The organism is Streptomyces asiaticus (genome assembly GCF_018138715.1).
GTDB classification, from domain to species: domain Bacteria; phylum Actinomycetota; class Actinomycetes; order Streptomycetales; family Streptomycetaceae; genus Streptomyces; species Streptomyces asiaticus.
Genome location: NZ_JAGSHX010000001.1, coordinates 940,094 through 965,918 on the forward strand (window position 1 = coordinate 940,094; position 25,825 = coordinate 965,918).

Annotated in this window: 19 protein-coding genes and 7 pseudogenes; 13 read left to right on the forward strand and 13 right to left on the reverse strand. The window is 67.5% G+C overall.

The genetic code is table 11. From position 1 onward, the window contains the following. Window positions 1-155 precede the first annotated feature (155 nt). A pseudogene (locus KHP12_RS03860) lies at window positions 156-458 on the reverse strand (transposase family protein); the annotation flags it as partial. Window positions 459-748: 290 nt separating this feature from the next. Continuing rightward, window positions 749-2,232 (reverse strand): annotated as a pseudogene (locus KHP12_RS03865) (UDP-N-acetylmuramoyl-L-alanyl-D-glutamate--2,6-diaminopimelate ligase). A 1,421-nt stretch (window positions 2,233-3,653) separates the two neighbouring features. Between KHP12_RS03865 and KHP12_RS03870 the strand changes: the two are divergent. From KHP12_RS03870 to trhA, 3 genes and pseudogenes are all read left to right on the forward strand, one after another. Continuing rightward, window positions 3,654-4,079 (forward strand): annotated as a pseudogene (locus KHP12_RS03870) (Tn3 family transposase); the annotation flags it as partial. An 863-nt stretch (window positions 4,080-4,942) separates the two neighbouring features. Continuing rightward, a complete protein-coding gene (locus KHP12_RS03875; protein WP_086882595.1) occupies window positions 4,943-5,275 on the forward strand; it encodes a helix-turn-helix domain-containing protein in 333 nt (110 codons plus the stop codon). Window positions 5,276-5,335: 60 nt separating this feature from the next. Continuing rightward, window positions 5,336-6,125 (forward strand): annotated as a pseudogene (trhA, locus tag KHP12_RS03880) (PAQR family membrane homeostasis protein TrhA); the annotation flags it as partial. A gap of 497 nt (window positions 6,126-6,622) precedes the next feature. Here trhA and KHP12_RS03885 read toward each other — a convergent pair. The 8 genes from KHP12_RS03885 to KHP12_RS03920 all read right to left on the reverse strand — a co-directional run bounded on the left by KHP12_RS03885 (window position 6,623) and on the right by KHP12_RS03920 (window position 16,761). Beyond that, window positions 6,623-7,522, reverse strand: coding sequence for a TIGR03621 family F420-dependent LLM class oxidoreductase (locus KHP12_RS03885; RefSeq protein ID WP_167442556.1), 900 nt, complete (start codon window positions 7,520-7,522; stop codon window positions 6,623-6,625). A 160-nt stretch (window positions 7,523-7,682) separates the two neighbouring features. Then, a complete protein-coding gene (locus KHP12_RS03890) occupies window positions 7,683-8,564 on the reverse strand; it encodes a cyclase family protein (protein ID WP_167442555.1) in 882 nt (293 codons plus the stop codon). Between the two features lie 68 nt (window positions 8,565-8,632). Further along, window positions 8,633-9,976 (reverse strand): MFS transporter, encoded by a 1,344-nt coding sequence (locus tag KHP12_RS03895; protein WP_211831430.1) that lies wholly within the window; start codon window positions 9,974-9,976, stop codon window positions 8,633-8,635. A 175-nt stretch (window positions 9,977-10,151) separates the two neighbouring features. Next, complete coding sequence (locus tag KHP12_RS03900) at window positions 10,152-11,393, reverse strand: aminotransferase class III-fold pyridoxal phosphate-dependent enzyme (RefSeq protein WP_086882223.1); 1,242 nt, start codon at window positions 11,391-11,393, stop codon at window positions 10,152-10,154. Window positions 11,394-11,668: 275 nt separating this feature from the next. Next, the gene (locus tag KHP12_RS03905; protein WP_086882222.1) at window positions 11,669-12,685 is read right to left on the reverse strand and encodes a transketolase family protein; all 1,017 of its coding nucleotides are present in this window, start codon (window positions 12,683-12,685) and stop codon (window positions 11,669-11,671) included. A gap of 2 nt (window positions 12,686-12,687) precedes the next feature. Further along, a complete protein-coding gene (locus tag KHP12_RS03910; RefSeq protein WP_086882221.1) occupies window positions 12,688-13,521 on the reverse strand; it encodes a transketolase in 834 nt (277 codons plus the stop codon). 1 nt (window position 13,522) lies between these two features. Next, window positions 13,523-15,712: a N,N-dimethylformamidase beta subunit family domain-containing protein gene (locus KHP12_RS03915; protein WP_211831431.1), complete on the reverse strand. Its 2,190-nt coding sequence runs from the start codon at window positions 15,710-15,712 to the stop codon at window positions 13,523-13,525. Continuing rightward, window positions 15,709-16,761 carry an extracellular solute-binding protein gene (locus tag KHP12_RS03920; protein ID WP_167442529.1) on the reverse strand — a complete coding sequence of 351 codons (1,053 nt, stop codon included), beginning with the start codon at window positions 16,759-16,761 and terminating at the stop codon, window positions 15,709-15,711. Before KHP12_RS03920 ends, KHP12_RS03915 begins: the two co-directional genes overlap by 4 nt. A 350-nt stretch (window positions 16,762-17,111) precedes the next feature. On the opposite strand from KHP12_RS03920, the gene KHP12_RS03925 reads away from it, so the two are divergent. The 7 genes and pseudogenes from KHP12_RS03925 to KHP12_RS50485 all read left to right on the forward strand — a co-directional run. Beyond that, window positions 17,112-17,894: an ABC transporter permease gene (locus KHP12_RS03925; RefSeq protein ID WP_208653026.1), complete on the forward strand. Its 783-nt coding sequence runs from the start codon at window positions 17,112-17,114 to the stop codon at window positions 17,892-17,894. Continuing rightward, window positions 17,891-18,682, forward strand: a complete 792-nt coding sequence (locus KHP12_RS03930; RefSeq protein ID WP_086882217.1) for an ABC transporter permease — start codon at window positions 17,891-17,893, stop codon at window positions 18,680-18,682. The genes KHP12_RS03925 and KHP12_RS03930 overlap by 4 nt, the downstream gene beginning before the upstream one ends. Beyond that, window positions 18,672-19,781: an ABC transporter ATP-binding protein gene (locus KHP12_RS03935; RefSeq protein WP_086882216.1), complete on the forward strand. Its 1,110-nt coding sequence runs from the start codon at window positions 18,672-18,674 to the stop codon at window positions 19,779-19,781. The genes KHP12_RS03930 and KHP12_RS03935 overlap by 11 nt, the downstream gene beginning before the upstream one ends. Next, on the forward strand, window positions 19,778-20,413 hold the full coding sequence (locus KHP12_RS03940) for a class II aldolase/adducin family protein (protein WP_244202854.1): 636 nt from the start codon (window positions 19,778-19,780) through the stop codon (window positions 20,411-20,413). The genes KHP12_RS03935 and KHP12_RS03940 overlap by 4 nt, the downstream gene beginning before the upstream one ends. Continuing rightward, window positions 20,410-21,390: a carbohydrate kinase family protein gene (locus KHP12_RS03945; protein ID WP_086882215.1), complete on the forward strand. Its 981-nt coding sequence runs from the start codon at window positions 20,410-20,412 to the stop codon at window positions 21,388-21,390. Before KHP12_RS03940 ends, KHP12_RS03945 begins: the two co-directional genes overlap by 4 nt. A 49-nt stretch (window positions 21,391-21,439) precedes the next feature. Next, window positions 21,440-22,195, forward strand: coding sequence for an IclR family transcriptional regulator (locus tag KHP12_RS03950; protein WP_143678029.1), 756 nt, complete (start codon window positions 21,440-21,442; stop codon window positions 22,193-22,195). Window positions 22,196-22,215: 20 nt separating this feature from the next. Continuing rightward, window positions 22,216-22,311, forward strand: a pseudogene (locus KHP12_RS50485) (IS5/IS1182 family transposase); the annotation flags it as partial. A gap of 440 nt (window positions 22,312-22,751) precedes the next feature. Here the strand turns inward: KHP12_RS50485 and KHP12_RS03960 are convergent. Further along, entirely contained in the window at window positions 22,752-23,318 is a 567-nt protein-coding gene (locus tag KHP12_RS03960; RefSeq protein WP_167442528.1) for a hypothetical protein, read from the reverse strand. Between the two features lie 64 nt (window positions 23,319-23,382). On the opposite strand from KHP12_RS03960, the pseudogene KHP12_RS50490 reads away from it, so the two are divergent. Next, window positions 23,383-23,700 (forward strand): annotated as a pseudogene (locus tag KHP12_RS50490) (ISL3 family transposase); the annotation flags it as partial. Between the two features lie 49 nt (window positions 23,701-23,749). On the opposite strand, the pseudogene KHP12_RS53190 reads toward KHP12_RS50490, so the two are convergent. Together KHP12_RS53190 and KHP12_RS03970 are read right to left on the reverse strand one after the other, a co-directional pair. Then, window positions 23,750-24,031, reverse strand: a pseudogene (locus KHP12_RS53190) (alpha/beta hydrolase); the annotation flags it as partial. Then, entirely contained in the window at window positions 24,031-24,672 is a 642-nt protein-coding gene (locus KHP12_RS03970) for an MFS transporter (RefSeq protein ID WP_211831435.1), read from the reverse strand. The gene KHP12_RS03970 and the pseudogene KHP12_RS53190, both read right to left, overlap by 1 nt. Before the next feature lie 62 nt (window positions 24,673-24,734). Between KHP12_RS03970 and KHP12_RS03975 the strand changes: the two genes are divergently transcribed. Together KHP12_RS03975 and KHP12_RS03980 are read left to right on the forward strand one after the other, a co-directional pair. Beyond that, window positions 24,735-25,193: a TetR-like C-terminal domain-containing protein gene (locus KHP12_RS03975; protein WP_208653025.1), complete on the forward strand. Its 459-nt coding sequence runs from the start codon at window positions 24,735-24,737 to the stop codon at window positions 25,191-25,193. A gap of 335 nt (window positions 25,194-25,528) precedes the next feature. Next, the gene (locus tag KHP12_RS03980) at window positions 25,529-25,744 is read left to right on the forward strand and encodes a hypothetical protein (RefSeq protein ID WP_086882210.1); all 216 of its coding nucleotides are present in this window, start codon (window positions 25,529-25,531) and stop codon (window positions 25,742-25,744) included. The last annotated feature ends 81 nt before the right edge of the window (window positions 25,745-25,825 follow it).

Genomic DNA, 25,825 nt, shown 5'->3' on the forward strand with positions numbered 1-25,825 from the left:
GAGGTCCGCCAGCTCGTATCCGATGCCATTGCCCGCAGTATCCGGTGCCGCGGCGGGTGGCAGCCGACGCTGAGTGCGATGTTCTCTTCGGGGCGAAGACGCTGCTTCAACGGTCCTCGCGTAGCAGTCGCCCGCTTGAGCAACTTTCGGGCTCCCGTATCGGCGTCCACGATGACCTGCACATTCGCGGAGAACCGATCATTGCGTGAGGACGCGCCCACCGTCCGGTCGCGGACCGGGATGAGGGTGCCGTCCACGATCCACAACCGGTCGGCCGCCTGCTGCGGGGGCCGCACCGGCTCGAGCGCGAGGAGTGCTCCAAGGCGCTGGATGACCCGGCACACGGTGGCCGGCGAGACGCCGAACAACGGCGCGAGCTGCCGCATCGTGAGGTTCGTGCGGTAGTACACGGCCACCAGCAGGACCCGTTCCGGCAACGGAAGACACCAGGGGCGGCCCCATCCGCAGCCCTCACCAGCTGTACTGACCGTTCCTGGCGGCCTGGTGCCGGGTGCTGAACGCACCGAGCTGTGGCACGGAGTAGCCGGAGGGGCCGACCCCAGCCCGTCCCGATCAGCGCCATCAGGCGTCCACGCCGACGGAAATGAGGGCGGGCCGCACGTCCCCGAGGTAGCCGCGGGGCCCCGAGGTCTCGTGTGTAGCGGGTAGCGGGTTTCTGACGGCGCTGGAGGCCGACGATGTGCCGGACGACCACAACCAGCGCCGGGCGTCAAGAAGGCCGGTACGCCTACCGCGTGGCGAGTTCGCGTACCGTCGCCATGTCGCTGAACGGCAGCAGTTCCTCGTTGACGATCTGGTAGGGCTCGCTGCCTTTGCCCGCGATCAGGATGACGTCGCCGTGCCCTGCGGCGGACAGGGCGAAGGAGATGGCGCGGCGGCGGTCGGCGAACCGTTCGAAAGTGGTGCCGCTCGCGAGCAGGCCCGGGACGATCTGATCCATGATCGTCTGGGGGTCTTCGTTCCGGGGATTGTCCGAAGTGAGAACGCACAGATCGGAGTAGGTGCCGGCGATCTCCCCCATCTGGGCGCGCTTGGTGACGTCCCGGTCCCCGCCGCAGCCGAAGACCGTGACGACCCGGCCAGAGGCGAAGCCGCGGATGGTGGTCAGCACCTTCTCCAGTGAGTCCGGGGAGTGCGCATAGTCCACGATGACGGACGTGCCGTCCGGGGTCTCGTAGCGTTCGAACCTTCCCGGGATCGGGGGCATCTGCTCGAGTGCGGCGACCAGTCCGGCCAGATGGTGCCCGATGAGGTGGCAGGCTGCGACAGTGGCCAGTGCGTTGGAGACGGAGAACCGTCCAGGCACGGGGATCACCGCCGGATACTTGTGGCCGGCGTGGTGCAGGGTGAAGCGGGTGCCGACGGCGTCCATGGTGAGGTCGGTCGCCCGGTAGTCCGCCTCCGCGTCGATGCCGTCGTGACGACCGCGCCGGGCATCATGGCCCCGATGCAGGCTCCGACCGGGTCGTCGGCGTTGACCACCGCACGCCGGCACAGCCCCTGGAACAGACGCAGTTTGGCGTCCCGGTAGTTTTCCATGGTGCCGTGGTCGTCCAGGTGATCCTGCGTCAGGTTGGTGAATACCCCTACATCGATGAACGAGTGGTCGAGGCGGTGGGTCAGCAGGCCCATCGACGTGGCTTCGAGCGCCACGGTGCCGACACCGCGGTCGCGCATGCACCCGAGCAGATACTGGAAGTCCGGCGACTCCGGTGTGGTCAGTACCGACGTCGGCATCGGGATCAGTTCGTCGCCGATCCGGCTGCCGCCCGTCCCGATGCCCCCCACCCTGGCGTGCTCGGCGACCCTCAGCACCGACTCCACCATGGAGGAAACCGACGTCTTTCCGTTGGTGCCCGTGACGGCCACCATCTTCATCTGCCGGCCTGGCTCCCCGTGGTAGCGGGAGGCGACGACCGCGGCCGCCTTGCGCGTGTCCGCGACGGCTACGACGCATACACCAGTTGCCGAAGCCCAGGTCGCGACCGGAAGTGGCGACGTCGCGGAGTCGATGAGTATCGCCACCGCGCCGCGTGCGAGAGCCGGTCCGACGGACTCGGGGCCGCCCTCGCGATGGCCGGGCACCGCGATGAACAGGGATCCCGGAGCGGCGCGGTGGGCGTCGAAGCCGGTGCCTCCGGTGATCCTCGTCTCCGGATCGCCCTCGATGACTTCATGATCGTGCCCGGCGAGCAGCTCGCTCAACTTCACAAGGCTCCTCTCGGAGATGCACCGGCTGCCGGTCGTCCGGCGGTCGGCGCGCAGGCGGCGCCAGGGCGCCAAGGGGTGACAAAGCAGGAAATTATGGCGAGAGCCGTCGCCGTACGGTTACAGAGGCGGGGAGGGGCTGCTGCCGCGCAGAAAATGGTCCGCCCGCAGGGGCGGGATGATCTCGGAAATGCCGAGAATTACCCGGAATCGCTAGCCGTGGCCGTGCAACGCGCGACAGTAGATCGCCGGCGCGTTCACCGGGTCGACGGCCGTCGCGTACACGGCGGACGGGCACACGGCATGAGCGGCCTGGAACAGGCACTCCCTCACTGCGCATGTGCGACCCATGTGTGGAGTGTACGTCCAGCCGCGGGGGCCCATCCGCTGACGATCCCTTTGGCCGGAGCTGCGGGTCCGATGGGCCCCACGGCCAGGAGGCGCTGTGGGGAAGTAGTCGGCGTGGCCGGGGAGCTGTTGGAGGCGCGTCGTCCCAGGCCAGCGCCTTGCGGCAGCACACCCGGCGCCCAGCCCGGTGCGACCAGAGCCGCGACCAGGAGCGCGACACCGCGTTCCGGCTCGCCGGAACGCGGACCGGATGGTGCGGCCGACCATCATCAGCAGGTTGTGCCGTCCCTTCCACTGCCCCCGGTGGCCAGGTCGGCTCTCACGAGGTGGTCGGCGATCTGCGTCGAATAAGTGCTGGCAGCGGGCCGGGGCGGAGGCGCGGCGGGCGTATGCGACCGAGCAGAACCGCCGCTGGTTCCGCGCGATCCTGAACGGCGCGAAGGCGGTCGCCGCCGCGGGTGAAGGCTGCTGGGATCGTCGCACCGTCCCAGCGGGCCAGGGCGAAGGCGATCACCGCCGTGATGGTGGAGAACGAGGCTGCCACGGCCAGGGCGAGGAGGAAGAAGGCAGGGCATGTGTGGTCCATGAGCGCACCGCCTCGATCGCGTTGTGTCGGTGAGGAATGACCACGATCGCCGGGCAGAGGTTACGGGCGGTCCGGTTGGATGGTTCTTCGGTGACAACGAGGGGTTGTCCGCCGAACAACTGAAGGGGGAAGGCGAGTGGGTGGCGGGAGGAGCCGACCGGGGCGGCCGTGGGCACTGCCGAGGGAGTCGTGCACCGAGATCAATCAGCTCGTTGAGCTGGTGCGGTCCTGGATCGACGAGTCATCGGTTCCGGTGAGCCAGCTGCACCAGCGGCTCACCCCGGACCATTTCGTTGCCCGGGCTGTGCCCGAGCTGCGCCGCCTACGAGGGTATGGCCGAAGTGAGCCCAAAAGGGGCCATGGGATGATCTTGAAGCTACTCGTGCGATGACGGCCCTCTTGATCCCCGCCCGGCGACAGGGGGCCGTCGTCGTCCGGCCGCGGGGACCAACGGAACAGCCAGTATCGGCGAGATTGATCTTTGGGCGGGTACGGGCCGCTGGAGGCGCTGGCCCGCAACAAGGTGAACGTGAAGGAGGTGCTCACCGCCTGGCCGGACATGCTCCGCGTCGCGGGCTCTCTGGTCACCAACCGGGTGAGGACGTACGACCTGCTGCGGATGTTCGGCCGTGAGGGCCACCCCACGCCGCTCGGTCAGGTGTTCGCCGAGTACGGGTGGATCGCCAAGACCCTGCATCTGCTCGCCGTCGTCGACCCGGTGGACGACACCTACCGACGGCAGATGCACAAGCAGCTCACCGTCCAGGAGTCCCGCCACAAGCTGGCCCGGGACATCTGCCACGGCAAGAAGGGCACCATCCACCAGGCATACCGGGACGGAATGGAAGACCAGCTTGGGTCAGTCGGACTCGTTGTGAACGCAGTCGTTCTATGGACGACACGCTACATCGACGCCCGTCCTGCCTGCGTGGTGCTTGTGCCCCGGGTTGCAGCGGTTAACCCGCAGATCACCGCTTTGCTCCTGTCTCCTGTCGCTGTTCGAGGTTGATTACCTCATCGTCGAACGCGCGGAAATCTATGTCGGCCGGAGTAGACATGGGGCGGTGGTGTGGTTATGATTTCTCTTGTAGCCGAGATCAACGGGGCCTGGCAGAGACGAACTGCCGGGCAGCGGTACCGCAGTACACGCAGTTGCAGTGCGCAGGACGGTGCGGTGGTGGAGTTCCGAAGCCAGGGATGTCGCAGGACGGCGACGGGACTGACGGCCGGACCGGGTGGCCCGCAGTGATCAGGGGCCGCCATGAGCAGTAACGGAGTGGCAGTTCAGTAAGTGCAGTTCGCAGTACCAGCAGTGAGGTCAGTGAGCGGTACCTCGGTGAAGGCGTCGGCTGCGGACGCGCGCACCGGGAAGTTCGGCAGTGGGGTTCTAAGCCAGAGCAGACGCAGGACGGGCGACGGGGCTGGCTGCCGAAGAGTGGCGCTTACTCAGGTCACCAGCAGTTCGCATCACCAGTAGTACCAGCAGTACGCAGTCCCCGTTGGGAAGTAGTTCATCAAGAGGGAAGAACGGAGGAGCCGAGCGCCATCAGGATCGCCCGGGCGGGAGTCTTTTTGAGCCCGGGTACCGCAGGACATCGATAGTGAGGTGGTCTCCGGTCAAGCAACCGCGATCCCCGTACACCCGACAGCTCCCAAGTCGGGTCGGCGGAAACAGAAAGCCGGCGCAGTACCAGGGCCGGCAGATGGTGTAACAGCCCCTTCGGGGCCCTGGTGTCATACGGCACCAGGGCCCCTCAGCGCGTTCCACAGAGAGGTGCAATGACAGCAGACGATTCGTTCGGCCGTCTCAATGACGACGACTACCCCGCTTACACCATGGGCCGGGCCGCCGAGTTGCTCGGCACCACCCCCGGCTTCCTCCGCGCCCTGGGTGAACACCGCCTGATCACCCCCCTGCGCTCCGAGGGCGGCCATCGCCGCTACTCCCGCTACCAGCTCCGCATCGCCGCCCGCGCCCGGGAAATCGTCGACCAGGGCACCCCCATCGAGGCCGCCTGCCGCATCGTCATCCTCGAAGACCAACTCGAAGAAGCCCAGCGCATCAACGCCGAACACCGCCGCGCGGCATCCCGGAGCGAGGCCGACATCTGACCCGCAGTCCGGGGCGACGCGCCGGGCCGTATTCTTCCGCCGATCTCAGAATATGAACGCATGATCGCCGAAGATGCTCAGCCGCCGGCACACGGGCGGAAGCCCCAGCCCCGCTCCGGCACCACGCCCGACGCCCCGCGGCCTCCCGCGGTTGATGCGCCTATTGGCACATCCGGCCGGCTGACTGCCGGGCAGAGCGCCGCCCTGGAAGGCGGGGCGGAGCGCGTGGCGGCTGCGCTGAAGCCGAGGATGCGCGGCTGGCTGCACGTCGGCGTGTTCCCCCTCTCGCTGGTCGGCGGCATCGTCCTGATCGCTGCTTCGCGCTCGGCTGCGGCAGTGGCGGCCTGTTCGGTGTACGCGCTGTCGGCCTGCCTGCTGTTCGGTACCAGCGCGGTCAACCACCGCGGAACGTGGGGTCCATACGGGGAGGTGGTCTTGCGGCGGCTGGACCACGCGAACATCTTCCTGATCATCGCCGGCACGTACACCCCACTGGCGGTACTGCTGCTGCCCGCGGGTCAGCAGCTGGTGCTGCTGGCCGTGGTGTGGGCAGGCGCCTTGGCCGGCATCGCCTTCCGCATGCTGTGGATCGGTCGTCCCCGGTGGCTGTACACTCCCGTGCTGCATCGTCCTGGGCGGGGTGGCCGTCTTCTACGTGCCCGACTTCGCGCGCACCGGCGGCACCGCAGTGGTCGTACTCGTCATTGCCGGTGGCCTGCTCTACACCGCGGTCGCGGTCGTGTACGGACTCAAGCGCACTGACCCTTCACCGTCCTGGTTCGGCTTTCACGAGGTCTTCCACGCCCTCACCATCGCCGCCTTCACCGCGCACTACACGGCCATCGTCCTGGCAGTCACTGTGCTCAGCCACCCGAGGTTGGGGGCAGGCATGATCCTTCGAGTGGCAGCTTCGAGTGGTGAACGACAACCATCTTCCTTAACTCTGCGGTCCCGGTAAACCAGTATCTAAGCCCGCGAGATGAGGGTTCTACGCCCGGCGTGGGGAGAGTATTTTGGCGATGAACAGAGCGAGGTTATTTAAGCGAACGCAGGCCGATACGGCGTGCTACTGTCGACCTCAGTTGCAGTCGCGGCAGGGGCAGCCCCCCCCGCAGCATGTCGGCCGCCGGGTATTCCGCGGATGGGAGCCGAGCCTTGGAGCTCCTCCTCGTTGACCCCGACCGCGGCGTGTCCAGGCCTGGCGTCTCGACCTCGCTGACGCCGGACGGGTACGAACTGGCCACCGCGGTGGATGTTGTGGCCGAAAGAGTCCGACAGGCTGCCCCGGCCTCTCGACCGGCTTTCCTTCGGCCGATGTCTGAGGCGATGGCTGGTGACTGATCACACTCAGAGCCGAGCGATCACCGGCGCGAACTCGTGTGCGAGGGCCTGCTGGATCGTAAAGTACGTGTAACCCCACTGTTCCCGACGTTCATGCAGTCGTTCGACGATCTGTAGCACGCTGCCGAGGAGCACGATCGGCGACGTGATCACCTCAGTGGCGGGGGCGCCGAAGAGGTGCTCAAGCTCTGCGGCGGCTCCGAGTGCGTCGGGCACGACGCCGGCAAAGCGCAGCCAGCCATGGATCTCAAGGTCGTCGAAGCGTGCTCCCGCCGCTTCCCGCACCCAGGTGAGCTTTCGGTCGATACTGGGTGGGAGTGCGTCGGGCGCGGAGGCGGCCCGTTGCGTACTGGATGGCAAGGACGGGTTCACACCCACGATATCCGCGTGCGCTCCGGCGAAGGTGAGAACGCGCCTGCCCCCGCCCGCCACGAGGATCGGGGGGCCGCCGACCCGGTGCGGCGTGGGCGTTCCCAGCAATTCCGAGATCCGGTAGTGCGCCCCGGAGTAGTTGAGCGGGCCGTCACTGAACAGTCCCTTGAGCACCGTGACGTGCTCGATCAGCCGGTCGACGCGGATGCCGGGTGAGGCCATCGGGATCCCGGAACACCTGTAGTCACGCACCTGGTATCCGGCACCGACGCCCACTTCGAGTCGGCCCTGCGACAGCTGGTCGATGGACGCCAGCTCCCGGGCGAGCACTGCCGGGTGCCGGAAATCCGCGGCGAGCACGGCCGGGGCGACCCGCAACGTGGTCGTCGCGGCCGCCGCCATGGCCATCGCGGTGATCGGGCCGTAGCCCTCGTCGAGGTGGTCGGGAACGAACAGCGTCGAGTAGCCCAGTGATTCCAGTTCCCGGGCCGAGTCCGCCCAGGTCCGGCCGGGGAACGGCGCCATCATCTCCACGCCGAAGCGGAACGGCCGCGGCGCAGGTCCACGAACACGTCCTGGGTACGGGCGCGGGCTCGGCCTCTTGGCAGGTTGTTGCATCGCCACTCGATTCTCCGATCTGTGTTCCGCACAGGACGATCAGCGGTCGACTGCGGCACCTGTCGACCGCGCATCGCTACACAAGGGCCAGCGCATTGGCCGGGGAACCAATTCCGCCTCGCTTGTGCAACGGGGCGCTGGTAAGCAGACCGGAGTAACGACGTTCCCGGTGACAGTATTCAGCGAGCTGCTCCAAGTTGAACATTTCTCCAACCGCCATGCCGAGCAGCGCGATGAGCCGGAAATGCAGAAACCCGTCAACTGCCGTGTTGTCGAAGGGCATCACCTCAAGAGCAGGAACGTCCGCGGCCACGGCACTGATCCCGTTGTCCCACAACCATTCGAGAACGGCATCGGTGCGTGCCAAGCCCGGACTGCCTTGATCCTGGGTGTTGGCGGCGAGCCGACGACGTTCGTCTTCGCCCAGTTTCTCGTACCAGGCCGTCCAGCCGAATCGGATCAGCAGGATGTCGCCACGACGCAGTTCGACGTCCTGTGCCGCACGAATATCCTCCAAGTCCGCAGCGTCGAACGGGACCGACAGGTCGGCATCGATGGGGGCACCGCGGTCCGCGCGATACTGGCAGGCATCCAGGAGCACGAAGCGGCCGGCGATTCCGCGCTCGGCCCATACATGTATGCCAAGCGCGTCGCCGACCGTACCGACTTCTCGCCTGGCGTTGTAGAACCCATAGTTCGGGTGAGCGATATGAGACAGTGCGTCCCACTGGCTGGACCGCTGCGGGTAAAAGCCGTCGTAGCGGTCGTCATTGCCACCGTTCTCTTCCGCGATGACGGTGTGCACCAACGGCAACCGGCCGAACAACGGAGGGTCGGGCAAGTCCAGATCCCAGTCGAGCGGAAACACCAGCCCAGCCCGCACCAGTCGGGCGGCGTCTCTCACATGCTCCGGCGTCAGCCGATTGATCGTTCCCGCCTCGTCGTCCTCGCCGAACACCCCCCAACTGGACCCAGGTGGCGTCCTGGCAGCCAACTGCGTGTAGCTCGGCTCATTTTCACGCATCATCATGCCCTTTCGGCAGAGGTCTCACGCAGGGGTTCCACCGCCGCTGTCCGCTCCACTCGGACTTCCTTGGACAGCATCACCGGGACAATAGCGACAAGCATGATTCCTCCACCCACCGCCATCGTAGTCGCCAACCGGGCGTGACCGGTCGCGTTCTCGTTGAACCAGGACCCACTCCGCTTGACGAGAAACATCCCGGCAACGACCTGGAGACATGACGTGATCCCGGAAAGCGTACCCGTGAATCGCGGTCCGGCGAGTTCCGCCCAGTACGCGTTCATGGTGCCGAAGTAGATCAGATTCGCGACCATGACCCCGCCGCCGAGCAGCAGCGCCCACGGCACCCACCCCATCGGCACCAGCGCAGCGATGAGAAACGCGACTCCGCCCAGCAGGAACCCCACGGCTATCCACATACACGTCCGCCCTCCGAACACGCGCTGCAGAACAAGGCCGTTCAGGAACGAAAAGGTGACCGGAATTACGGTGATCGCAGGCAGGACAACCGCGACGACATCCGGGTTGACCTTGTCAAGATTGATCAGGCCGAACGACAACCAGTTCAGCGACAACCAGATCGGGCTGATGAGCAGACCCGAGATGCCGAACAAAATGACACTGCGATTACGCAGCAAACTCAGCATCTCCCGAAACCCGACCCGGCCGAGCTGCCGCGCGGCAGCCGCCTCGACTCCTTCGATCAGAGCAATCTCGCCCGCACTGATTCCGCGCATCCGCCGTGGCTCGTCGGAGATCCAGAACAGCAAGATCAACGGAGGTACGGTGAAGACGGCCACCGCGATGAATGCCAACTGCCACGAGGCGTGGTTCGCGATCGGGAGTGCGATCAGCGGTGTGACCATCGACGAGATACCGGCACAGGCACCGGTCGTCAACGAGGTTACCTTGGTCCGCTCATGGGATGGGAACCAGGTCGCCAGAATTCGAAATGTCGGCGCCAGCAACAGACCGAACACGAACCCGAACGCCAGATTTCGCCACCACATTTCATTGTAGGTGCGCACAAAGACCATACTCACCGACAGCACGGTGACCCCGAAGCCGCAGGTCAGCAGCATTATCTTCGACCCAAAACGGTCGGCGAGCACGCCGGCGATGGCCAGCATCGGAGCATACCCGAGCAGATACGCGGACAACACGCCCGACACCTGAGCGGGAGTCAGCGCCAGCGAATCCGACCAGAACGGGGCAAGTTGCGAGACCTTGGCCTCGTCAAGCCACACTCCGAAGTTCAGCGCGACGACGACGCCGAATACAAACCAGCGCCGGCGTGAAATACTTTCCGGCGGGGGGCCAGTGGTCTGCCGTGACGAAGATTCCATCGAGACGATCTCCTCGGAATGCGGAGCGTATTACGTTCATGAATCACCGCTGCATCCCCCTTCATTGGCGACGTCGCCACCTGGCCAATGCAAGCGCACAAAGGCGGTTCCCGATCTGAAGCCGGCCCTGTCCCAGTGCTCATTCCGCGGGCCACGGCAGCCGGACATCGACTGGTCAGCTTCCCGTGTCCCGTAGGTCCGCGAACGCCTGGTCGGTGCGGTCGAGGATGGCGTCGATGTCGGCATCGGTGTGCGCGGCCGAGAGGAACCAGTTGTGCCATGGGTGCAGGTACACGCCGCGCCGGACCGCGGCCTCGGCCCATGCGGTGCCCAGGCTCAGGTCGTCGTCGCCCGCGAAGTACAGGACGGGCATCTGCACAGGACCGGTCTGGCGGATCTCGTACCCGTGGGCGGCCGCCTGCGCCGCCAGGCCCTCCCGCAGCCGGGTGCCGGTACGGAGCATGTCCGGCAGCGCCTGTCCGTTGCGCAGTTCGCGCAAGGTGGCCAGGCCAGCGGCGAGCGGCACCGCCGCGTACCAGAACGAGCCCGTCACATAGACCGAACTCACAGCGTCGCGTAGCGCGTCGATCCCTGTAACAGCGCCAAGTGGCTGCCCGTTGGCCAGCGCCTTGGACCAGGCCGAAAGGTCGGGCCGGACGCCGAGTGGTTCCCAGCTGCCCCCGAGGTGCAGCCGGTGTCCGCAGCGGACGTCGTCGAGGATCAGCACGGCGCCGGTGCGGTCGGCCAGCGCCCGCAGGCCATGGGCGAACGCCGGGTCGGCGAGTTCCTGGTCGCGCCGCACGTCGTGGCGCATGGGGCAGACGATGATCGCCGCGAGGTCGTCGCCCGCCTCGGCCGCGGCCCGTTCCGCAGAGAGCAGGTCGTTGTACTCGTAGCGGATCAGGTGGGTCTGGTCCTCCGCGGTGACGCCCTGGCCCCTCAGCGAGCACCACGGCACCGCGCCGTGGTAGGCGCCAGCCGCGACCAGGACCTTCCGCTTGCCGGTGGCTGCCCGTGCGATGGTGACACACGTGGTGGTGGCGTCGGTGCCGTTCTTGCAGAACATGGCCCAGTCCGCGGACGGCACGGTGTCCACGAGCAGTTCGGCGTAGTCGACGGCGACCGGGCTCGTCCCGTCGAGGCAGTCGCCGTGTTCGAGCTGGTCCAGGATTGCCTTGGTGACTCCCGGGTGCCGGTGCCCCAGCACGACCGGTCCCCAGCCGCACATGAGGTCGAGGTACTCCCGGCCATCGGCGTCGGTGACGCGGCAGCCGTTGCCGGACACCATGAACTGCGGGTGCGCGCCGCTGAAGTCCGTTACGCGCATGTGGCCATACATACCCCCGGGGATGACCTGGCCGGCGCGTTCGCGCAGGGCCAGCTCACGCTGGCCGAGCGTGGTTGGTGCGGTGGTCACTGGTGGACGCTCCTCTCTATGGGCCCCGTTACGAGGGCCGTGGCCGGATGCCGGTGCGAGCCGGGATGGATGCCTGCGGTGGTCGCCCGTTCAGGACCCGCATGACACTGCCGCCTACGGGGCTTCCGGAGCTTTCTGACGGCAGACACCGGGCTCGCCATCGAGTCCCGGTCGGTGACCCGCCCGATGATCAGCTTCGTCACCGGCTGAACGCTGACGGCCGCGAGCGGAGCCGTACCGCTCACTCATGCGGTCTGAGGGCGAAACAAGGGATGTCATGTGGCGTCCCCCTCCGACGTGGTGAGCAGTTCTTCGGCAACGGCGACGATCCCGGGCGCGTCGAGACGGTAGTGGGCGTAGAGGCCGGCCGGTGGTCCGACGGGCACGTGCTCGTCGGGCACCCCGTGGCGGCGGAAGGGGACGCGGGCATCGGCGTCGAACAGCACCTCGGCGACCGCGGTGCCCAGCCCTCCCGTCAGGTTGCCCTCCTCGACCGTGAGGATCGCGCCTGTCGTGTTCGCCGCGTCGAGCACGGCGTCGCGGTCGAGCGGTGAGATCGTCCACATGTCCACGACCCGGGCCGAAACCCCTCGCTCAGCGAGGATTTCGGCTGCCCGGAGGGCCGGGTGCACTTCGGAACCGGTGGCGATGATCGTCAGGTTCGAGCCGTCGCGGACGGTCTGCGCCTGCCCGACCCGCAGGTCCGGGACCGTGTCGTACACTTCGGGATCCCGGCCGCGGCCCAGGCGCAGGTACATCGCATGCGGATGGTGCAGGGACAGGCGCAGCAGGGCGCGCAAGTGGTTGGCGTCGGTAGCGCACACAACGGTGAGATCGGCGATGGTCCGCATCATGCCGAGGTCTTCGAGGCTGTGATGGCTGGTGCCGTAGAACCCCATCGACATCCCGGAGTGGTGGCCGACGATCCGCACCGGGAGATCCGGGTAGGCGCAGTCGGTGCGGATCTGCTCTGCGCACAACAGCGCGGCGAACGAGCCGAACGTGGCGGCGAAGGGCAGGTGGCCGCAGGACGCCATGCCGGCCGCGATCGTGACCATGTTCTTCTCGGCGATGCCGACGTTGACAAAGCGGCCGGGGTGGCGTGCCGCGAAGTCCAGCGCGCGATTGGAGCGGCCGAGATCGGCCGTGAGCACGACGATCCGTGGGTCGTGCTCGGCCAGGTCGGCCAGTTCCTCGCCGAAGACGAACGCCGGGATCGCCCGTGTGTCCGTGCCGTCCACCGATCGGGCGTCCTTGAGTCCGTTGAAGATCTCGGACTGATCCTGTCCCATGGTCACCGCACCTCCTCATGGCGCAGCTCCGCCATGACGTCGTCGTAGTCGGTGCCGACCAGATTGCCCACGTGCCAGTCGGGGCTCAGTTCCATGCGCTGGACGCCTTTTCCCTTCACCGTCTCGGCGACGATCAACTGCGGGACCCGGCCGTCGCTGTCCGGCAGCGCCGCGAACACGTCGAGCAGGGCCTTGATGTCGTGGCCGTCGACGCGGTGGGTCTGCCAGCCGAACGCCGCGAACCGTTCCTCGATGGGCTCGGCCGGCATGACGTCGCGGACGAATCCGTCGATGCCGAGCTGGTTGGCGTCGACGATCGCGACAAGGTTGCCGAGTCCGAAGTGGCGCGCGGACATCGCCGCCTCCCAGACCTGACCCTCGGCAAGTTCGCCGTCGCCGAGCATGCAGTAGGTGCGGTAGTCCAGGGTGGACATGCGAGCGGCCAGCGCCATGCCCACGGACACCGACAGGCCGTGCCCCAGCGAGCCGGAGGAGAAGTCGACACCCGGGATCTTCTTCATGTCGGGGTGGTCGCCGAACGGGCTGCCCAGGCGCGTGTAGGTGTCCAGTTCGGACGGATCGAAGTACCCCAGGTCGGCCAGTACCGGATAGAGACCGATCGCCGCGTGGCCCTTGCTGAGTACAAACCGGTCCCGCTCGGGCCAGTCCGGCCGGCGCGGGTCGACGCGCAACTGGTGGTAATAGAGAACGGCGAGCAGCTCGGCGCAGGAGAACACGGCGCTGTAATGGCCCGCACCGGCGATACGGGTGAGCCGCACGGTCTCGGTCCGCACGAACTTCGCGCGGTCGGCGAGTTCTTCGGCGGCGGTGGGCATACTATTCTCCGTTCGTGGTGGCAGGGCCGAAGACGGAACCGGCGGTGTCGCGAAAGCGGTCCAGGATGTTGGCCGTGACGCGGGCGGTGTCGTTGTCCCCACCGTTGTGGGTCATGGCGGTCGACCAGGCGATGGATCCGACCGAGAACACCGCACCGCCACCGGGCCGTCCGAAGAGGACGATGTCGGCCCGTACTTTGGGATGGATCCCGGGTGGAGGCTCGGCATAGCCGTGGTCGGTCTCCTCCGGCACCAGCCGGATCTTCTCCGAGTGCCCCTCGGACGAGGCAAGGACGACCGCGTCGGGTGGGGTGCCGAGGGTGACGTCGGCCCGGTCCAGTTCGTCACCCGCGGCGCCGCGAAGCCCGGGGCCCTCGTCGCCGAACACCTCACCCACACCGGCGCTGACGCCGTCGAACACCCAGGACACGGTGGCATCGGCGCTGGCGCCGGAGCGGCGATAGCCACTGGCGTGGTCATGTCCCTGGGCGGTGAAACCGACGCCGGCCAGCACGTTCGGCGCCCGCCCGCGCAGGCGCCACAGACCACCCGGCTCGCCCGTCGCGGAGAGGTTCTCCTCACCGGGATCGGACACCCAGGTGGCGACTCCCGCGTGCCCCCGGCGGATTTCGATGGCGTCGGGATGCCCGGGATGCCGCGCGGTGACCTGATAGAAACCGTTGCCGCCCAGGTACATCAGCCGTCCGCAGGCACGGGTGTACGCGAGGTAGGAGTCGAGCATGCCCGCGGAGCAGTACTCGGGGTGCGAACCGGTGATCACCACGCGGTACTGGCCGAGCAGCGCACCGCCTTCGCGTTCGATCTCGTCGTCGGTCACCACGGCGTAGTGCTCGCCCCGCGCGTCGAGCCATGCGAGTAGCTGCAGGTCCTGAGCGAAGTGCCGGAACCCACGGGTGGTGGGCGTGTAGTAGTCAGGGCGGATGTTGACAATCGGGCGCAGCCTCGACGAGAAGAAGACGCCACTGCCGTCGGTGTGGACGTCGTAGAGCGAGCGCCCGAACTCGGGGTGCTCGACCAGCCACCGGTCGCGCTCGTCGACACCGCGTCGCTCCCCGTAGATGCCGATCCGCTCGTCCTCGTACTCCGCGTAGGTGCGCCAGTTCGCGTAGGCGAGATACGTCCAGGTCGGGAGGACCACCAGCACCGGCGCCTCGTGCGCGGCCGGGGTGACGACGAACGGGACCCGGTCCACGTCTTCCCCCGCGGTGACCTTCAACGCGTAGACGCCGCTCGGCAGGCCGTCCGGGATCGTCCAGATGAGGTCGGGTACCCAGCCGGCGTCGGCGAGGTCGTCCTCGTGCAGGTGCAGTGCGTCGAACTCAGCCGGAGCGCGGCGGAAGTCGGTCTCCGCTCCTGTCCACAGAGGGCCTGGCACGCCGCGGCCCGGCAGGTGGCGGATCTCCGCACCGGCGGTGAGACCGCCACGGTCGGGGACCCGCCTGCCGCCGGGATCGACCGCGAGGTCGAGCACGCTGGTGCTGTCCGCGGAGAGCAGTGTCAGCGGGTCGGCGCCGGCCGCGAGCGCGCCGGTGGTGGTGTGCGGCCAGGCCGTCGCGGACACAACCGGGCGGGCCACCTTGCCGTTGAACGTATGCCCGAGGCCGCCGGTGCCGCGCCCGTCGCCGCCCAGGAGCAACGCCGGCCGGACCAGGCGAACCGGCTCGGTCCGGCACGACACGGACAGCTCCGGGCGGCCGGGCCGGTGCAGGGACAACAGCACCGTGCCCGTCTGGTCGATGGTCGCGGCCACGAACACCCAGACCTGTTCCTCGACCGGGGCGGCCAGTTCGGCGACGGCCCGCTGCCCCGACCGCAGCGTCACGCCGTCGGCCGACACGCTCAGGACGAGGTCACCGACCGCCAGGAGCGGGCGCGGGTAGGGCAGGGTCGGCCGGCACCACACGGCCAAGCCGACCGCGCCGAGGTTCTGCCGTACCTCGGCCATGGCGTATGAGCCGGAGGTCGTGACCTGCTTCCGTCCTTCAAGGACTTCGGGGAGGTCCGCAGCCACTGGCTCCTCGATCAGCGGTACGCCGTGCCGGAGCGGACCACCCGGCCTGCGCAGACGGACGATCTCCGGCCGCATCCCGGGATGCTCCGAACTCAGATGGAAGGTCACATGTTCGCCGGGCCGGGCCGACAGCCGGTCCGCGTATCCGACCAGCCTCATCCGTTGACCCACTTCGTCCACCGCCGGGTGGCCTCGTCGAGGTTCTTCGCCCACCAGGCGTTGTCCCGTACCACGACCGTGCCCTTGGCCTTGGTGTCATCGGCGACGAACGCGCCGATCGCGGCGTCACTGGTCTTGCCGGCCTTCGAGTTCGCCGCGCCATAGGGCTGCTGATCGACGACGGCCTTCTGGTTCTTGGTCCCGATCAGGGAGTTGATCAGGGCGTATGCCTGGTCCTGGTGCGGGGCACCCTTCACTATGGTCAGCACGTCGTGATACTTGATCGGCTGGTTGAACACGACGCCGAGGTTCGCGCCGTTCTTGACGGCGTCGTAGGCGCGGCCGGGCCACGCGAGCATCATGTCGACCTCGCCCGACTGCAACGCCTGGGTCTGCTGCGCGCCGGTGTCGTAGAACCGGGTGTTCTTCCGGATCTTGTCCAGCGTGGCGAACGCCTTGTCGTAGTCGAGCGGGTAGAGCTTGTCGGCCGGCACCCCGCCGGCCAGCAGCGCCGTTTCCATACCCGCGTCCTTGGCGAAGTTCATGACGCCGCGGGTGCCGGGGAACTTCTTCGTGTCGTAGAAGTCCGCCCAGCTCCTCGGCGGGTGCGACTTGTAGGTGTCCTTGTTGTAGACGAGCACGAAGTACGAGTTCAGCACCGGGACCCCGCAGTCGGTCATCTGCGACTTGTCGAGCCCGCCGGTGTGGATTCTGCTGTAGTCGATCTTCTCGAAGAGGGTGCCGCACTTGGCCATGGCCGCGTACGGCGTGGAGTAGTAAACGTCCCAGGTGGGCTTGGAGCCCCGGACCATCGCGGTCAGCTTCGCCTCATTGTTCGGTGACTCCGTGGACACCGTGATGCCCTTGCGGGACAGATCGGCGTACGCGTTCTGCTTGAACAGCTTCTCCAGCGCCCCTCCGGTGTTGCTGAACACCACGGGCTTCCCGCCTCCGGCGGAACTGCCAGCGGTTCCGAAACAGGCCGTCATCGTCAGTCCCAGCAAGACGGCCAGCACCAGCGCCTTGCCGAGACGTCCATTGCGTCGCACGAGAGCCCCTCTCCCATATTTCATAATATGAAACGCTGCCCGTATTGAGAAAAGCATGGAGTCAGGGCACAACTCGCGTCAAGTCCCGCGCACCCGTCGATCGACGCATTACTTGTGCGTTAATTCCGGTGCCAACGATTGACACTTGACTCAACGGAGCACACACTCTGTTTCACTTCGTGAAATGAGTATCGAAGAAAGAAACGGTGCCGATGGTAGTGACACCCCCGTCGAGCTCAGCCGCCCACTCCACGCCCCGCCCACGACCGCCCGCCAGAGCCCGCACGGCCCGGCGTCTCGGCCTCCTGCTCGCGGCGCCGGCAGTCGCGGTGCTGGTCGTCTTCTTCGTCGTGCCCGCACTCCGCCTGCTCTGGCTCTCGGTGACCGACCCGGTCCCCGGCCTGGGCAATTACACGGCGATTGCCACGGACGACGTGGCGCTGACCGTCGTGCTGCGAACCCTCGGCATGGCGGCGATCGTGACGGTCGTCTGCTTGCTCCTCGCCTATCCGTACGCGTATCTGATGACGATCTCTACTCCGCGCTGGCGGGCGGTCCTGATCGCCGTCGTCCTCATCCCGTTCTGGACCTCGCTCATGGCACGCACCTTCGCCTGGGTGGTGCTGTTGCAGGACAACGGGGTGGTCGACACCCTGCTGCGCGGGGCTGGGATCGGGCCGACGCGCCTGCTGGGCACCACAGCAGGGGTCACGCTCGCGATGGCGCAAGTCATGCTGCCGTTCGTGGTGCTGCCGGTATACACGACGATGCGCGGGATCAACCGCCGCCTGGTCGATGCGGCGCTCTCGCTCGGCGCCCGCCCCGCCATCGCCTTCCTGCGGGTCTACCTCCCACTGTCCCTGCCGGGCGTCGCCGCCGGAGCAACCCTGGTGATGGTGCTGTCCCTCGGGTTCTACGTGACGCCGTCGCTCGTCGGCTCGCCCAAGCAGTCCATGCTCGCCCAGTTCATCTCCGTACAGGTCAACCAGCTCGTGGACTTCGGTGGGGCCGGCGCGCTCGCGGTCGCCCTGCTCGTGATCACGCTCCTGCTTCTCGGCGGCGTCCAGTTCGCGACACGACGCAAGGGCACACGGGCGAACAGTGCCCCCATATCGGGAGGGATACCCCTATGAAGACCGGGCGTGGCCTGCGCGCCTTCCTGATCACGTGCGGCGTGCTCACCGGAGCGTGGCTCGTCGTGCCGACCCTCGTCGTGATCCCGATCAGCTTCTCCGGCGAGAACAGCTTCGCCTTCCCGCCGAGCTCGTGGAGCCTGCGCCACTACACCACGTTCTTCACCGAGCCCAGCTGGCTGACCTCACTACTGGTGTCGCTCCAGCTCGCGCTGCTCGTCACCGCGGTGGCGACCGTGTTGGGCACGACGGCTGCGTTCGCCCTCGCCAGGCGGACGTTCGTCGGCAAGGGCATCGTCGAGGGGCTGTTCATGGCACCCCTGATCGTTCCGGGGATCGTGGTCGCCGTCGCGATGTACGCCGCCTTCCTCGGCTGGGGGCTGATCGGCACCCCGATCGGGTTCATCGCCGCCCACACCGTGCTCGCCCTGCCCTTCGTGACGGTGAACGTGACCGCCTCGCTGGCCGGCTTCGACCGGGTGCTGGAGCGTGCTTCGGCGACTCTCGGTGCATCCCCATGGACGACGTTCCGGTCGGTGACCTTTCCACTGATCCGGCCCGGCGTACTGGCCGGCGCCCTGTTCGCCTTCGTGACCTCGTTCGACGAGGTCGTCGTGTCCCTGTTCATCCAGTCCCCCACGCTGCAGACCCTTCCGGTGCGGATGTTCACCTCGGTCACCAACGAGGTCGATCCGACCATCGCGGCGGCATCGACCGTCGTGCTCGTGGTCTCCACCATCCTGCTGGGACTCGCAACGATCACGAGGAGGAACCACCATGCGGCCTGATCGCCATGGCGGTGCACGCATCGAGACCCGTGACGTGTGCAAGCGGTACCGGGGCTCGTCCCAGTACGCGGTCGACACCGTCAACCTGACGATCGAGGCAGGTGAGTTCATGACCCTGCTCGGGCCCAGCGGCTCGGGCAAGACCACCACGCTGAACATGATCGCCGGATTCGAGGACGTGACCTCCGGTCGGATCCTGGTCGACGACGCCGACATCGCCCCGGTGCCGACCTACCGGCGTGACCTCGGCATGGTGTTCCAGAACTACGCGCTGTTCCCGCACATGACCGCGGCCGAGAACGTCGCGTTCCCCTTGCGCCGGCGCAAGGTGGGCAAGAAGGAGATCGAGCGTCGCGTCGCGGAAGCCCTCGACCTGGTGCGCCTGAACGAGCATGGCAACCGCCTGCCGGCCCAGCTGTCCGGCGGCCAGCAGCAGCGTGTCGCCCTGGCCCGCGCTGTGGTGTTCAAGCCACGGGCCCTGTTGCTGGACGAACCGCTGGGCGCGCTGGACAAGAAGCTGCGCGAGTCACTGCAACTGGAGATCTCCCGGCTGCACTCCGAACTCGGGATCACGTTCGTGTTCGTCACCCACGACCAGGAGGAGGCACTCGCGCTCTCCGATCGCATCGCCGTGTTCCGCGACGGTCGGATCGAGCAGGTCGGAAGGCCGGACGAGCTGTACGAGAACCCCGCCTCCCACTTCGTGGCCACTTTTCTCGGCGACTCCAACGTGTTCACCGGGCAGATCCGCGACGGCGTCCTCGACACCGGCTGGTGCGAACTGCGTACGGAGGGCGAGCTCCCAGCGGGACCGGTCGTGCTCATGGTGCGGCCCGAACGGCTGCGCATCGGCGCGCCGGCCGAACCCGGGGCCAATGTGCTCTCCGCTACCGTGACCGACGTCGTGTACCAGGGCGCGTTCCGGCGGGTCCTCGTCGAGTTCGACGGCGGCACCACCGGCCAGGTCCGGGACATCACCTCGGGCACGCCGGTGACCGCCGGGCAGCGGATCGAGGTGCACTGGCCCGGCCACGCCGGTGTACTCGTACCAGGTGACGAAATCGACCAGCCGCGACGCGTGGCGGTGAGCGCGCAGTGAACTCCGACGTCATGACGGCTCGTCGGCAGGTCGCCGAGACCGGCACACGTTTGACGGCCGACGGGCTGGTGCTCGGCACCGCGGGCAACATCAGCGTCCGGGTCGGCGACCTGGTGGCCATCTCGCCGTCCAGCATTCCCTATCACCTGGTGACCGCCGAGGACGTCAGCGTGGTCGATCTCGCCGGCGGGCAAGTCGCCGGCCTGCCACCGTCGTCCGAGACGCCCATGCACCTCGCCATCTACGCCAACACCGACGCGAATGCCGTGGTGCACCACCACGGCCTGGCCAGTGCCGCGGTGTCCACAGCAGTCAGCGCACTCCCGCCCCTTCACTACTACGCGCTTCAGCTCGGCGGCCCGACCCGCGTCGCCCGGTACGCGACGTTCGGCACCGAGGAACTGGCCCGTTCCGTGCTCGCCGCGCTGGAAGACCGCACGGCGGCGCTGATGCAGAATCACGGCGCCGTCGCGCACGGCGACACCCTCGACCGTGCCTACGACCGGGCCCGACTCCTCGAATGGCTGTGCAACCTGCATATCCAGGCTCATCAGATGGGCAGTCCGCGCGTGCTCAGCGAAGCGGAGCTCGCGGACGTCACCCGGCACAAGGCGGAAAGGGCGGCATCATGAAGGTCGTATGCGTCGGGGCGCACATATTCGACGTGCTCGGCCACCCGGTAGGCGAGATCCCACCCGGTCAGGGGCGGCTGGCACTGGAACAGATCCGGGTGACCGCGGCGGGTACCGCCGGGGGCACCGCGGTCGACCTCGCCAAGCTGGGCGCGGAGGTGATCAGCTTCGGCGCCATCGGCGACGACACGGCGGGCCGGGTGCTGCGGCTCCTGCTCGCCGAGAACGGGGTCGACGAACGCCTCGCGGTCAAGCCGGGCCGGGCCACGCCGTCGACGATCCTGCCGATCAGACCGAACGGGGAACGCCCCTCCCTGCACGCGTCCGGCGCGATGGACATGCTCACCGCGGACGACATCGACTGGGACGCCGTGGCCGAGGCGGACGTCCTGCACATCGGCGGACCGGACGCCCTCGGGGACTTCTCCGTCGACGTGCTGCCCAGGCTGCTCCGATTCGCCCGCGAGCACGGCACCGTCACCACCATGGACTTCCTGCGGACAAGCGTGTCACCGGAGGTCGTCGAGCTGCTGCGGCCGTGCTGGGCGAACACGCGGTACCTGCTGCCCAACGACGACCAGATCCGCGCGATCACGCAGATCGAGGACCTCCGCCTGGCCGCCCGGACCATGCGCGCACACGGAGTCGGCACGGTCATCGTGACCAGAGGCGGGGACGGCTCGCTGGTCGTGGACGAGGCTCTGGCCGAGGAGATCCCCGCCTTTCGGATTCCGGTCGTCGACACCACTGGCTGCGGCGACGGATACACGGCCGGATTCATCGTCGGGCTGTGCCGGAACCAGGACCTGCTGTCCTCGGCGCGCCTGGGTACCGCGGCGTCGGCGCTGGTGGCGCAGGGGCTCGGCTCAGACGCTGGAATCGTCGACCTGCCACGGACGCTAGGCTTCTTGTCCGAACGGCAGACGGATCTGCTTCACCGGAACGAGGAGGACATCACCGACTGTGGCCGGGCCTGACGCGTTGGAGAATGAGGACAAGGTGAGTTCCGGGGGCAGCCCGGTCCGGGTGCTGGTCAAGGCGATGGCGGTGCTCGAACTACTCGCCGAGACGTCGGACGAGCTGAGCCTCGGCGAGATCGCGGGGCGGCTCGACCTCAACAAGAGCACGTGTCACCGGATCCTGACCACCCTGATGGCCGGCGACTTCGTGGAGCGGCCCTCTCCCGGCGCATACCGACTGGGCATCGGCGCGTTCCGTGTCGGTAGCGCGATGGCCCGGCGGTTCAGCATCCGCGACCGTGCCCTGCCCGCGATGCGTGAGGTGTACCGGCAGACCGGGGAAACCGTGTTCCTGATCGTGCTACGCGGCGACGAGGCGGTTTGTCTGGAACGCCTCGACGGCCGCTACGCGGCCACGCACGTACTCCAAGTGGGCGGCACACTGCCGCTGTACCTGGGTGCCGGTCCCAAGCTACTCCTGGCCCAGCTTTCCGAATCCCAGTTCGAAAGCTATCTGGCCGGGCCGTTCCAGCGCCGCGTCGGCGGCCCCAGTGAAGCACGGCTACGCGAACAGGTGGCCGAAATCCGCCGCGACGGCTACGCGGTCAGCCACGACGACATCGAGGAGGGCGTCACCGCGCTGAGCGTCGGAGTACGCGACCACCTCGGCAAGATCACCGCGGCTCTGAGCCTGAGTGGGCTCTCCACACACCTGCCGGAGTCCGAACGCCCCCTTCACCTCCGCCGTCTCAAGGAGGCGGCGGAGGAAGCCTCACGAGCCATGGGCTTCCGCGCCTCCGCTACCGAACGCCCCGCGACTTGAAAGTCATCGACTCCTGGAAACTGAAGACCTTCCGCGCGGTCGCGACCCGGTTCGACAAACGCGGCTACGTCTACCTCGGTACCGTCACCGCGGCCGCGCTCGGCATATGGCTCCGCGGAGCCGTGATGCGGATGAGGAAGCCGTCGTGCAACGGCTGGCGCGGGCGCGCATGGGCGCCGCTGGATCTGGTGATGCGAGCCCGGATGATCGAGCTGAGCTGAGCCGGAGCGCGGGTGCCGGCCATCGCCGCCGAGCCTGGCCACCCGGGCATGGCTGGAGGACCATCCCAGAATCCGGCACGTGTTCATCCCGGTCGGTGCCTGCCGGCTGAACCTCCAGGAAGGCTGGTGGCGCATCTTTCGCATCTGGAGAGGCTCTGAGGTGCAGGTTTAGTGATCATCTCGGAATGTAGACGTGCGCCGTTGTTGGGGGAGGGGCTGCACGGAGGCGCAGCGCGACGCCGCGCGCGTATGCCCGCGAGGACCCCAAGCAGCGATGATGTCGAGGAGCGGTTATGCCTCGTCTTCTTCGTCGTCGGGGCGTTCGAGGTCCTGGATCAGCGCACGCAGTAAGGCGTGGGCGAGGAGGACCGCCGGCAGAACGAACTCCGGGCGGTAGGTGTCGGGCGAGGCCTGGTGCGCTCCGAGGTGGCGGTTGAAGGTGTCCTGGGGGCGCCGGATCCGAAGGCGTTCCTCATGCCCGCCAGGACCAGGTAGTGCTTGAACTGCAGCAGCGTGAGGTCGCCCCAGTCGTCCGTGTCGTCCAGGACGCTGCCGAGGGTGCCGTGGTGCCCGGCCTTCGACGGGTAGGTCACCTGGGGAACGGATCGCCGGATCCAGGCGTTGCCGTGCCGCTTCATCGCGGTCTCGAGGACGTTGCCTGCCAGGGCCTGGGCGCCCTCGCTGAGGCCGGCCCGCGCGGTGCGACTGACAGTGCTCAGGAGGGTGACCATGTCGGTGAGCTCAGGGTGGGTGACGACCTGAAGGCTGGCGACGACGTCGTCGAGAACGTCGTCGTGGCGCTCGGTGAGGAGGGCGTAGCGCTCCTCGCGCGTGGTGAGGGGAGACAGGGCTTTGACGGCTCTTCCTGATCCGGGGTGCAGTGCTGCTGGCGTGTTGATCATCGGGTATGCGCCGATGTCTTCCGATGATGGGGGTTCCTACGCCGCCCGTCCGGAAGACCTCGACGTGCTTGACGCTACCTTCGTGCGCCCTGACCTTGGCGTGTTCTGCCGCCTTGACGAACTCCGGCTGGAGGTGGTCGGGCAGCGGGTCCGGCCCGGTGCCGCGGTGCCGGCCTGTCGGGTGGTCGAGGGTGAGTTCGACCGGTGGTATCGCCGCTGATGGGCTGAGGGATCGCCACGCGGCACGGTGACCCGAAGGCCGGCGCACGAGCCGCTCGGGTGGCGGCCGACGACGCTGCTGGTCGCGATCCGCCGCTACCGCTGCAGCAGCTGTCGGCGGGTGTGGCGACAAGACACCAGCCGGGCTGCCGAGCCACGAGCGTGGGCAGGCTGTTCGCGTCGGGAAAATACGCCCACGAGGTCAACACGACGCCACGGCAGCGGTCAGGCTCATGCGCGGCCAAAGCACCGACCGTAATACTGCCCCAGTCGTGGCCAACCCAGATCGCAGTCTTGCCGCCAAGGTGGTTATGGAACTTCGCCATGTCTGCCACGACTTCCTTGATGGTGTAGGCGTCGTTGGCTGCCGGGGGAGAGGAGCCGCCGTAGCCGCGCAGATCAGGAGCGACGCGGTGCCGACCGTCGGCGGCGAACGGGTCCATCTGGGCGCGCCATATCAGGCCGATGCCTGGCCGGCCGTGGAGGAAGATCATCAGAGGTCCGTCGCCCGGCCGCACTTGATGTAGTGCGTTGTCTGACGAGGCGTGCTGAAAGTGCGCGAAGCCAACGTCGAGGCCGCGCCTGGCCGAAGCTCGTTCTGGCCAACCCGTCGGCGCGCCCGGACGATCCCTGCGACCATCGCGATCAGAACCAGCGCGACTTCCAACGCCCCGTAGGCGACGGCTGTTGGCTTGAGCCCGAACCGTTCGACGGCAAGCCCGGCCGCGAGCGCCGGCACACTGAATGCGAGGTAACTGACGATGTACATCGTCGCGAACACCTGCCCTCGCTGGGCGACTGGCGCCGCCTCGCCGAGCGCATTGATGGCGAACCGGAACGCCGCGCCGAAGCCGAACCCCGCGACCACCGACCCGACCACGTAGAGCGGGAACGCACTCATCAGCATCGCCGCGATCGTGACCAGGACGCCGAGGGTGAGAGCCCCATAGCCGAACCTCTCGCGAAGTTGCGGCGGTAGGACTGTCGAGACAACGGTGCCTGATATCCCCGCGGCGAAGAACACTCCGAGCACGATGCCCACGACGAAATGACTGTGCACATCGAGGACGGTGCTGAGTACCGACGACCCGAGCGACAGATACAGACCGGCGAGCGCCCATGTCGCGCCGATCAACGGAACCAGTGCGAAGAAGGCCTGCCGCGTTTACACGTCGGTCGGTGAGCTCGTAGGCGAGGGTGCTGAGAAGATCAGCTTTCCCGTCATCGCCGAGCGGGCCGGGGTCAACCCGACGACGCTGGAACGACGTCAATGCACTCCTTGAGGAAGTCGCGGTCGCCGCCCTGACGGGAGACGGTGAGTCGGTACCCGACACCGGATCGCTCGAGCAAGACTTGACGGAGTGGGCGAATATCATCGCCCGCGACATCACCCGTCCCAAGCGGGCCCGATATTTGCGCGCGATGGTGTCGGCCCGCGTCGAGATCGTTTCGAGCTGCCCGGTCACGGAGACGCGGCGCGAGCAGGCGTCGGAGATGGTACGCCGTGCCCGCGAACGCGGAGAGACGGCACCGACAGTCCCGCAGATCCTCGACCACATCATCGCGCCGCTGTATCACCACGTCGTATTCGCACTACAAGTCGATCATGAATACGCACGACGGCTGGTCCGCGATGTGCTGGCCATGGTCCGCTGAGCCGGTATCGGGCTCCGAACATCTGACGCGCATCATCGCGCTCCGTCGGCCCACCAGATCCGAGACTCTCGCTCCAGATTTTCGAGGCAAGGCGCGCTCGCGGCCACGACCCTCCGAGGATTCGGAGGCGGTGGCCAGCCGCCTCCACCGAATGGGGTCTGTCAGGAACTTGTGTTCAGACTCGGCGTGATGTCCACGACTTCTGCTTGTGGTCGAGAAGAAGTTCACGCTCATGACGGAGCAGGGTTCTGGCGATCTGGTGCCGTTCGGCCGTTGTCGGACGCCGGCTGACATGTCGCTGCTCGCTGAGCAGCTGGACGCCTCGGGGGCCGAGCATGGAGCAGGGTGTGCAGCTGACCGGGGCGGACGGGCTGATGACCGCGTTGACGCGCCGGGAGCTGCAGACCGTGCTCGAGGTGGAGATGGCCGGGCACCTCGGCTATGACCGCGGCGATCCGGCCGGGCGCGGGGCGGCGAACGTGAGCAACGGGTCGGTGCTCTCCGGCCCTGGGACGCGCGCAAGCCTGCCCCACAGTCCGGCAGCCCGCTGACCGGGAAAAGCGTTCCGCTGTTGCCCGAATGCCGAAACAGTAGTGGAAGCGAAGACTGAGTAGCCGCCAGGTCCACATGAC

Excerpts from the sequence above, each read along its gene's own strand:
- KHP12_RS03960 (WP_167442528.1), bottom strand. The coding sequence starts at position 23,318 with ATGATCAACACGCCAGCAGCACTGCACCCCGGATCAGGAAGAGCCGTC.
- KHP12_RS03905 (WP_086882222.1), bottom strand. The coding sequence starts at position 12,685 with ATGGGACAGGATCAGTCCGAGATCTTCAACGGACTCAAGGACGCCCGA.
- KHP12_RS03935 (WP_086882216.1), top strand. The coding sequence starts at position 18,672 with ATGCGGCCTGATCGCCATGGCGGTGCACGCATCGAGACCCGTGACGTG.
- KHP12_RS03910 (WP_086882221.1), bottom strand. The coding sequence starts at position 13,521 with ATGCCCACCGCCGCCGAAGAACTCGCCGACCGCGCGAAGTTCGTGCGG.
- KHP12_RS03895 (WP_211831430.1), bottom strand. The coding sequence starts at position 9,976 with ATGGAATCTTCGTCACGGCAGACCACTGGCCCCCCGCCGGAAAGTATT.
- KHP12_RS03875 (WP_086882595.1), top strand. The coding sequence starts at position 4,943 with ATGACAGCAGACGATTCGTTCGGCCGTCTCAATGACGACGACTACCCC.
- KHP12_RS03930 (WP_086882217.1), top strand. The coding sequence starts at position 17,891 with ATGAAGACCGGGCGTGGCCTGCGCGCCTTCCTGATCACGTGCGGCGTG.
- KHP12_RS03945 (WP_086882215.1), top strand. The coding sequence starts at position 20,410 with ATGAAGGTCGTATGCGTCGGGGCGCACATATTCGACGTGCTCGGCCAC.
- KHP12_RS03980 (WP_086882210.1), top strand. The coding sequence starts at position 25,529 with ATGGAGCAGGGTGTGCAGCTGACCGGGGCGGACGGGCTGATGACCGCG.
- KHP12_RS03915 (WP_211831431.1), bottom strand. The coding sequence starts at position 15,712 with ATGAGGCTGGTCGGATACGCGGACCGGCTGTCGGCCCGGCCCGGCGAA.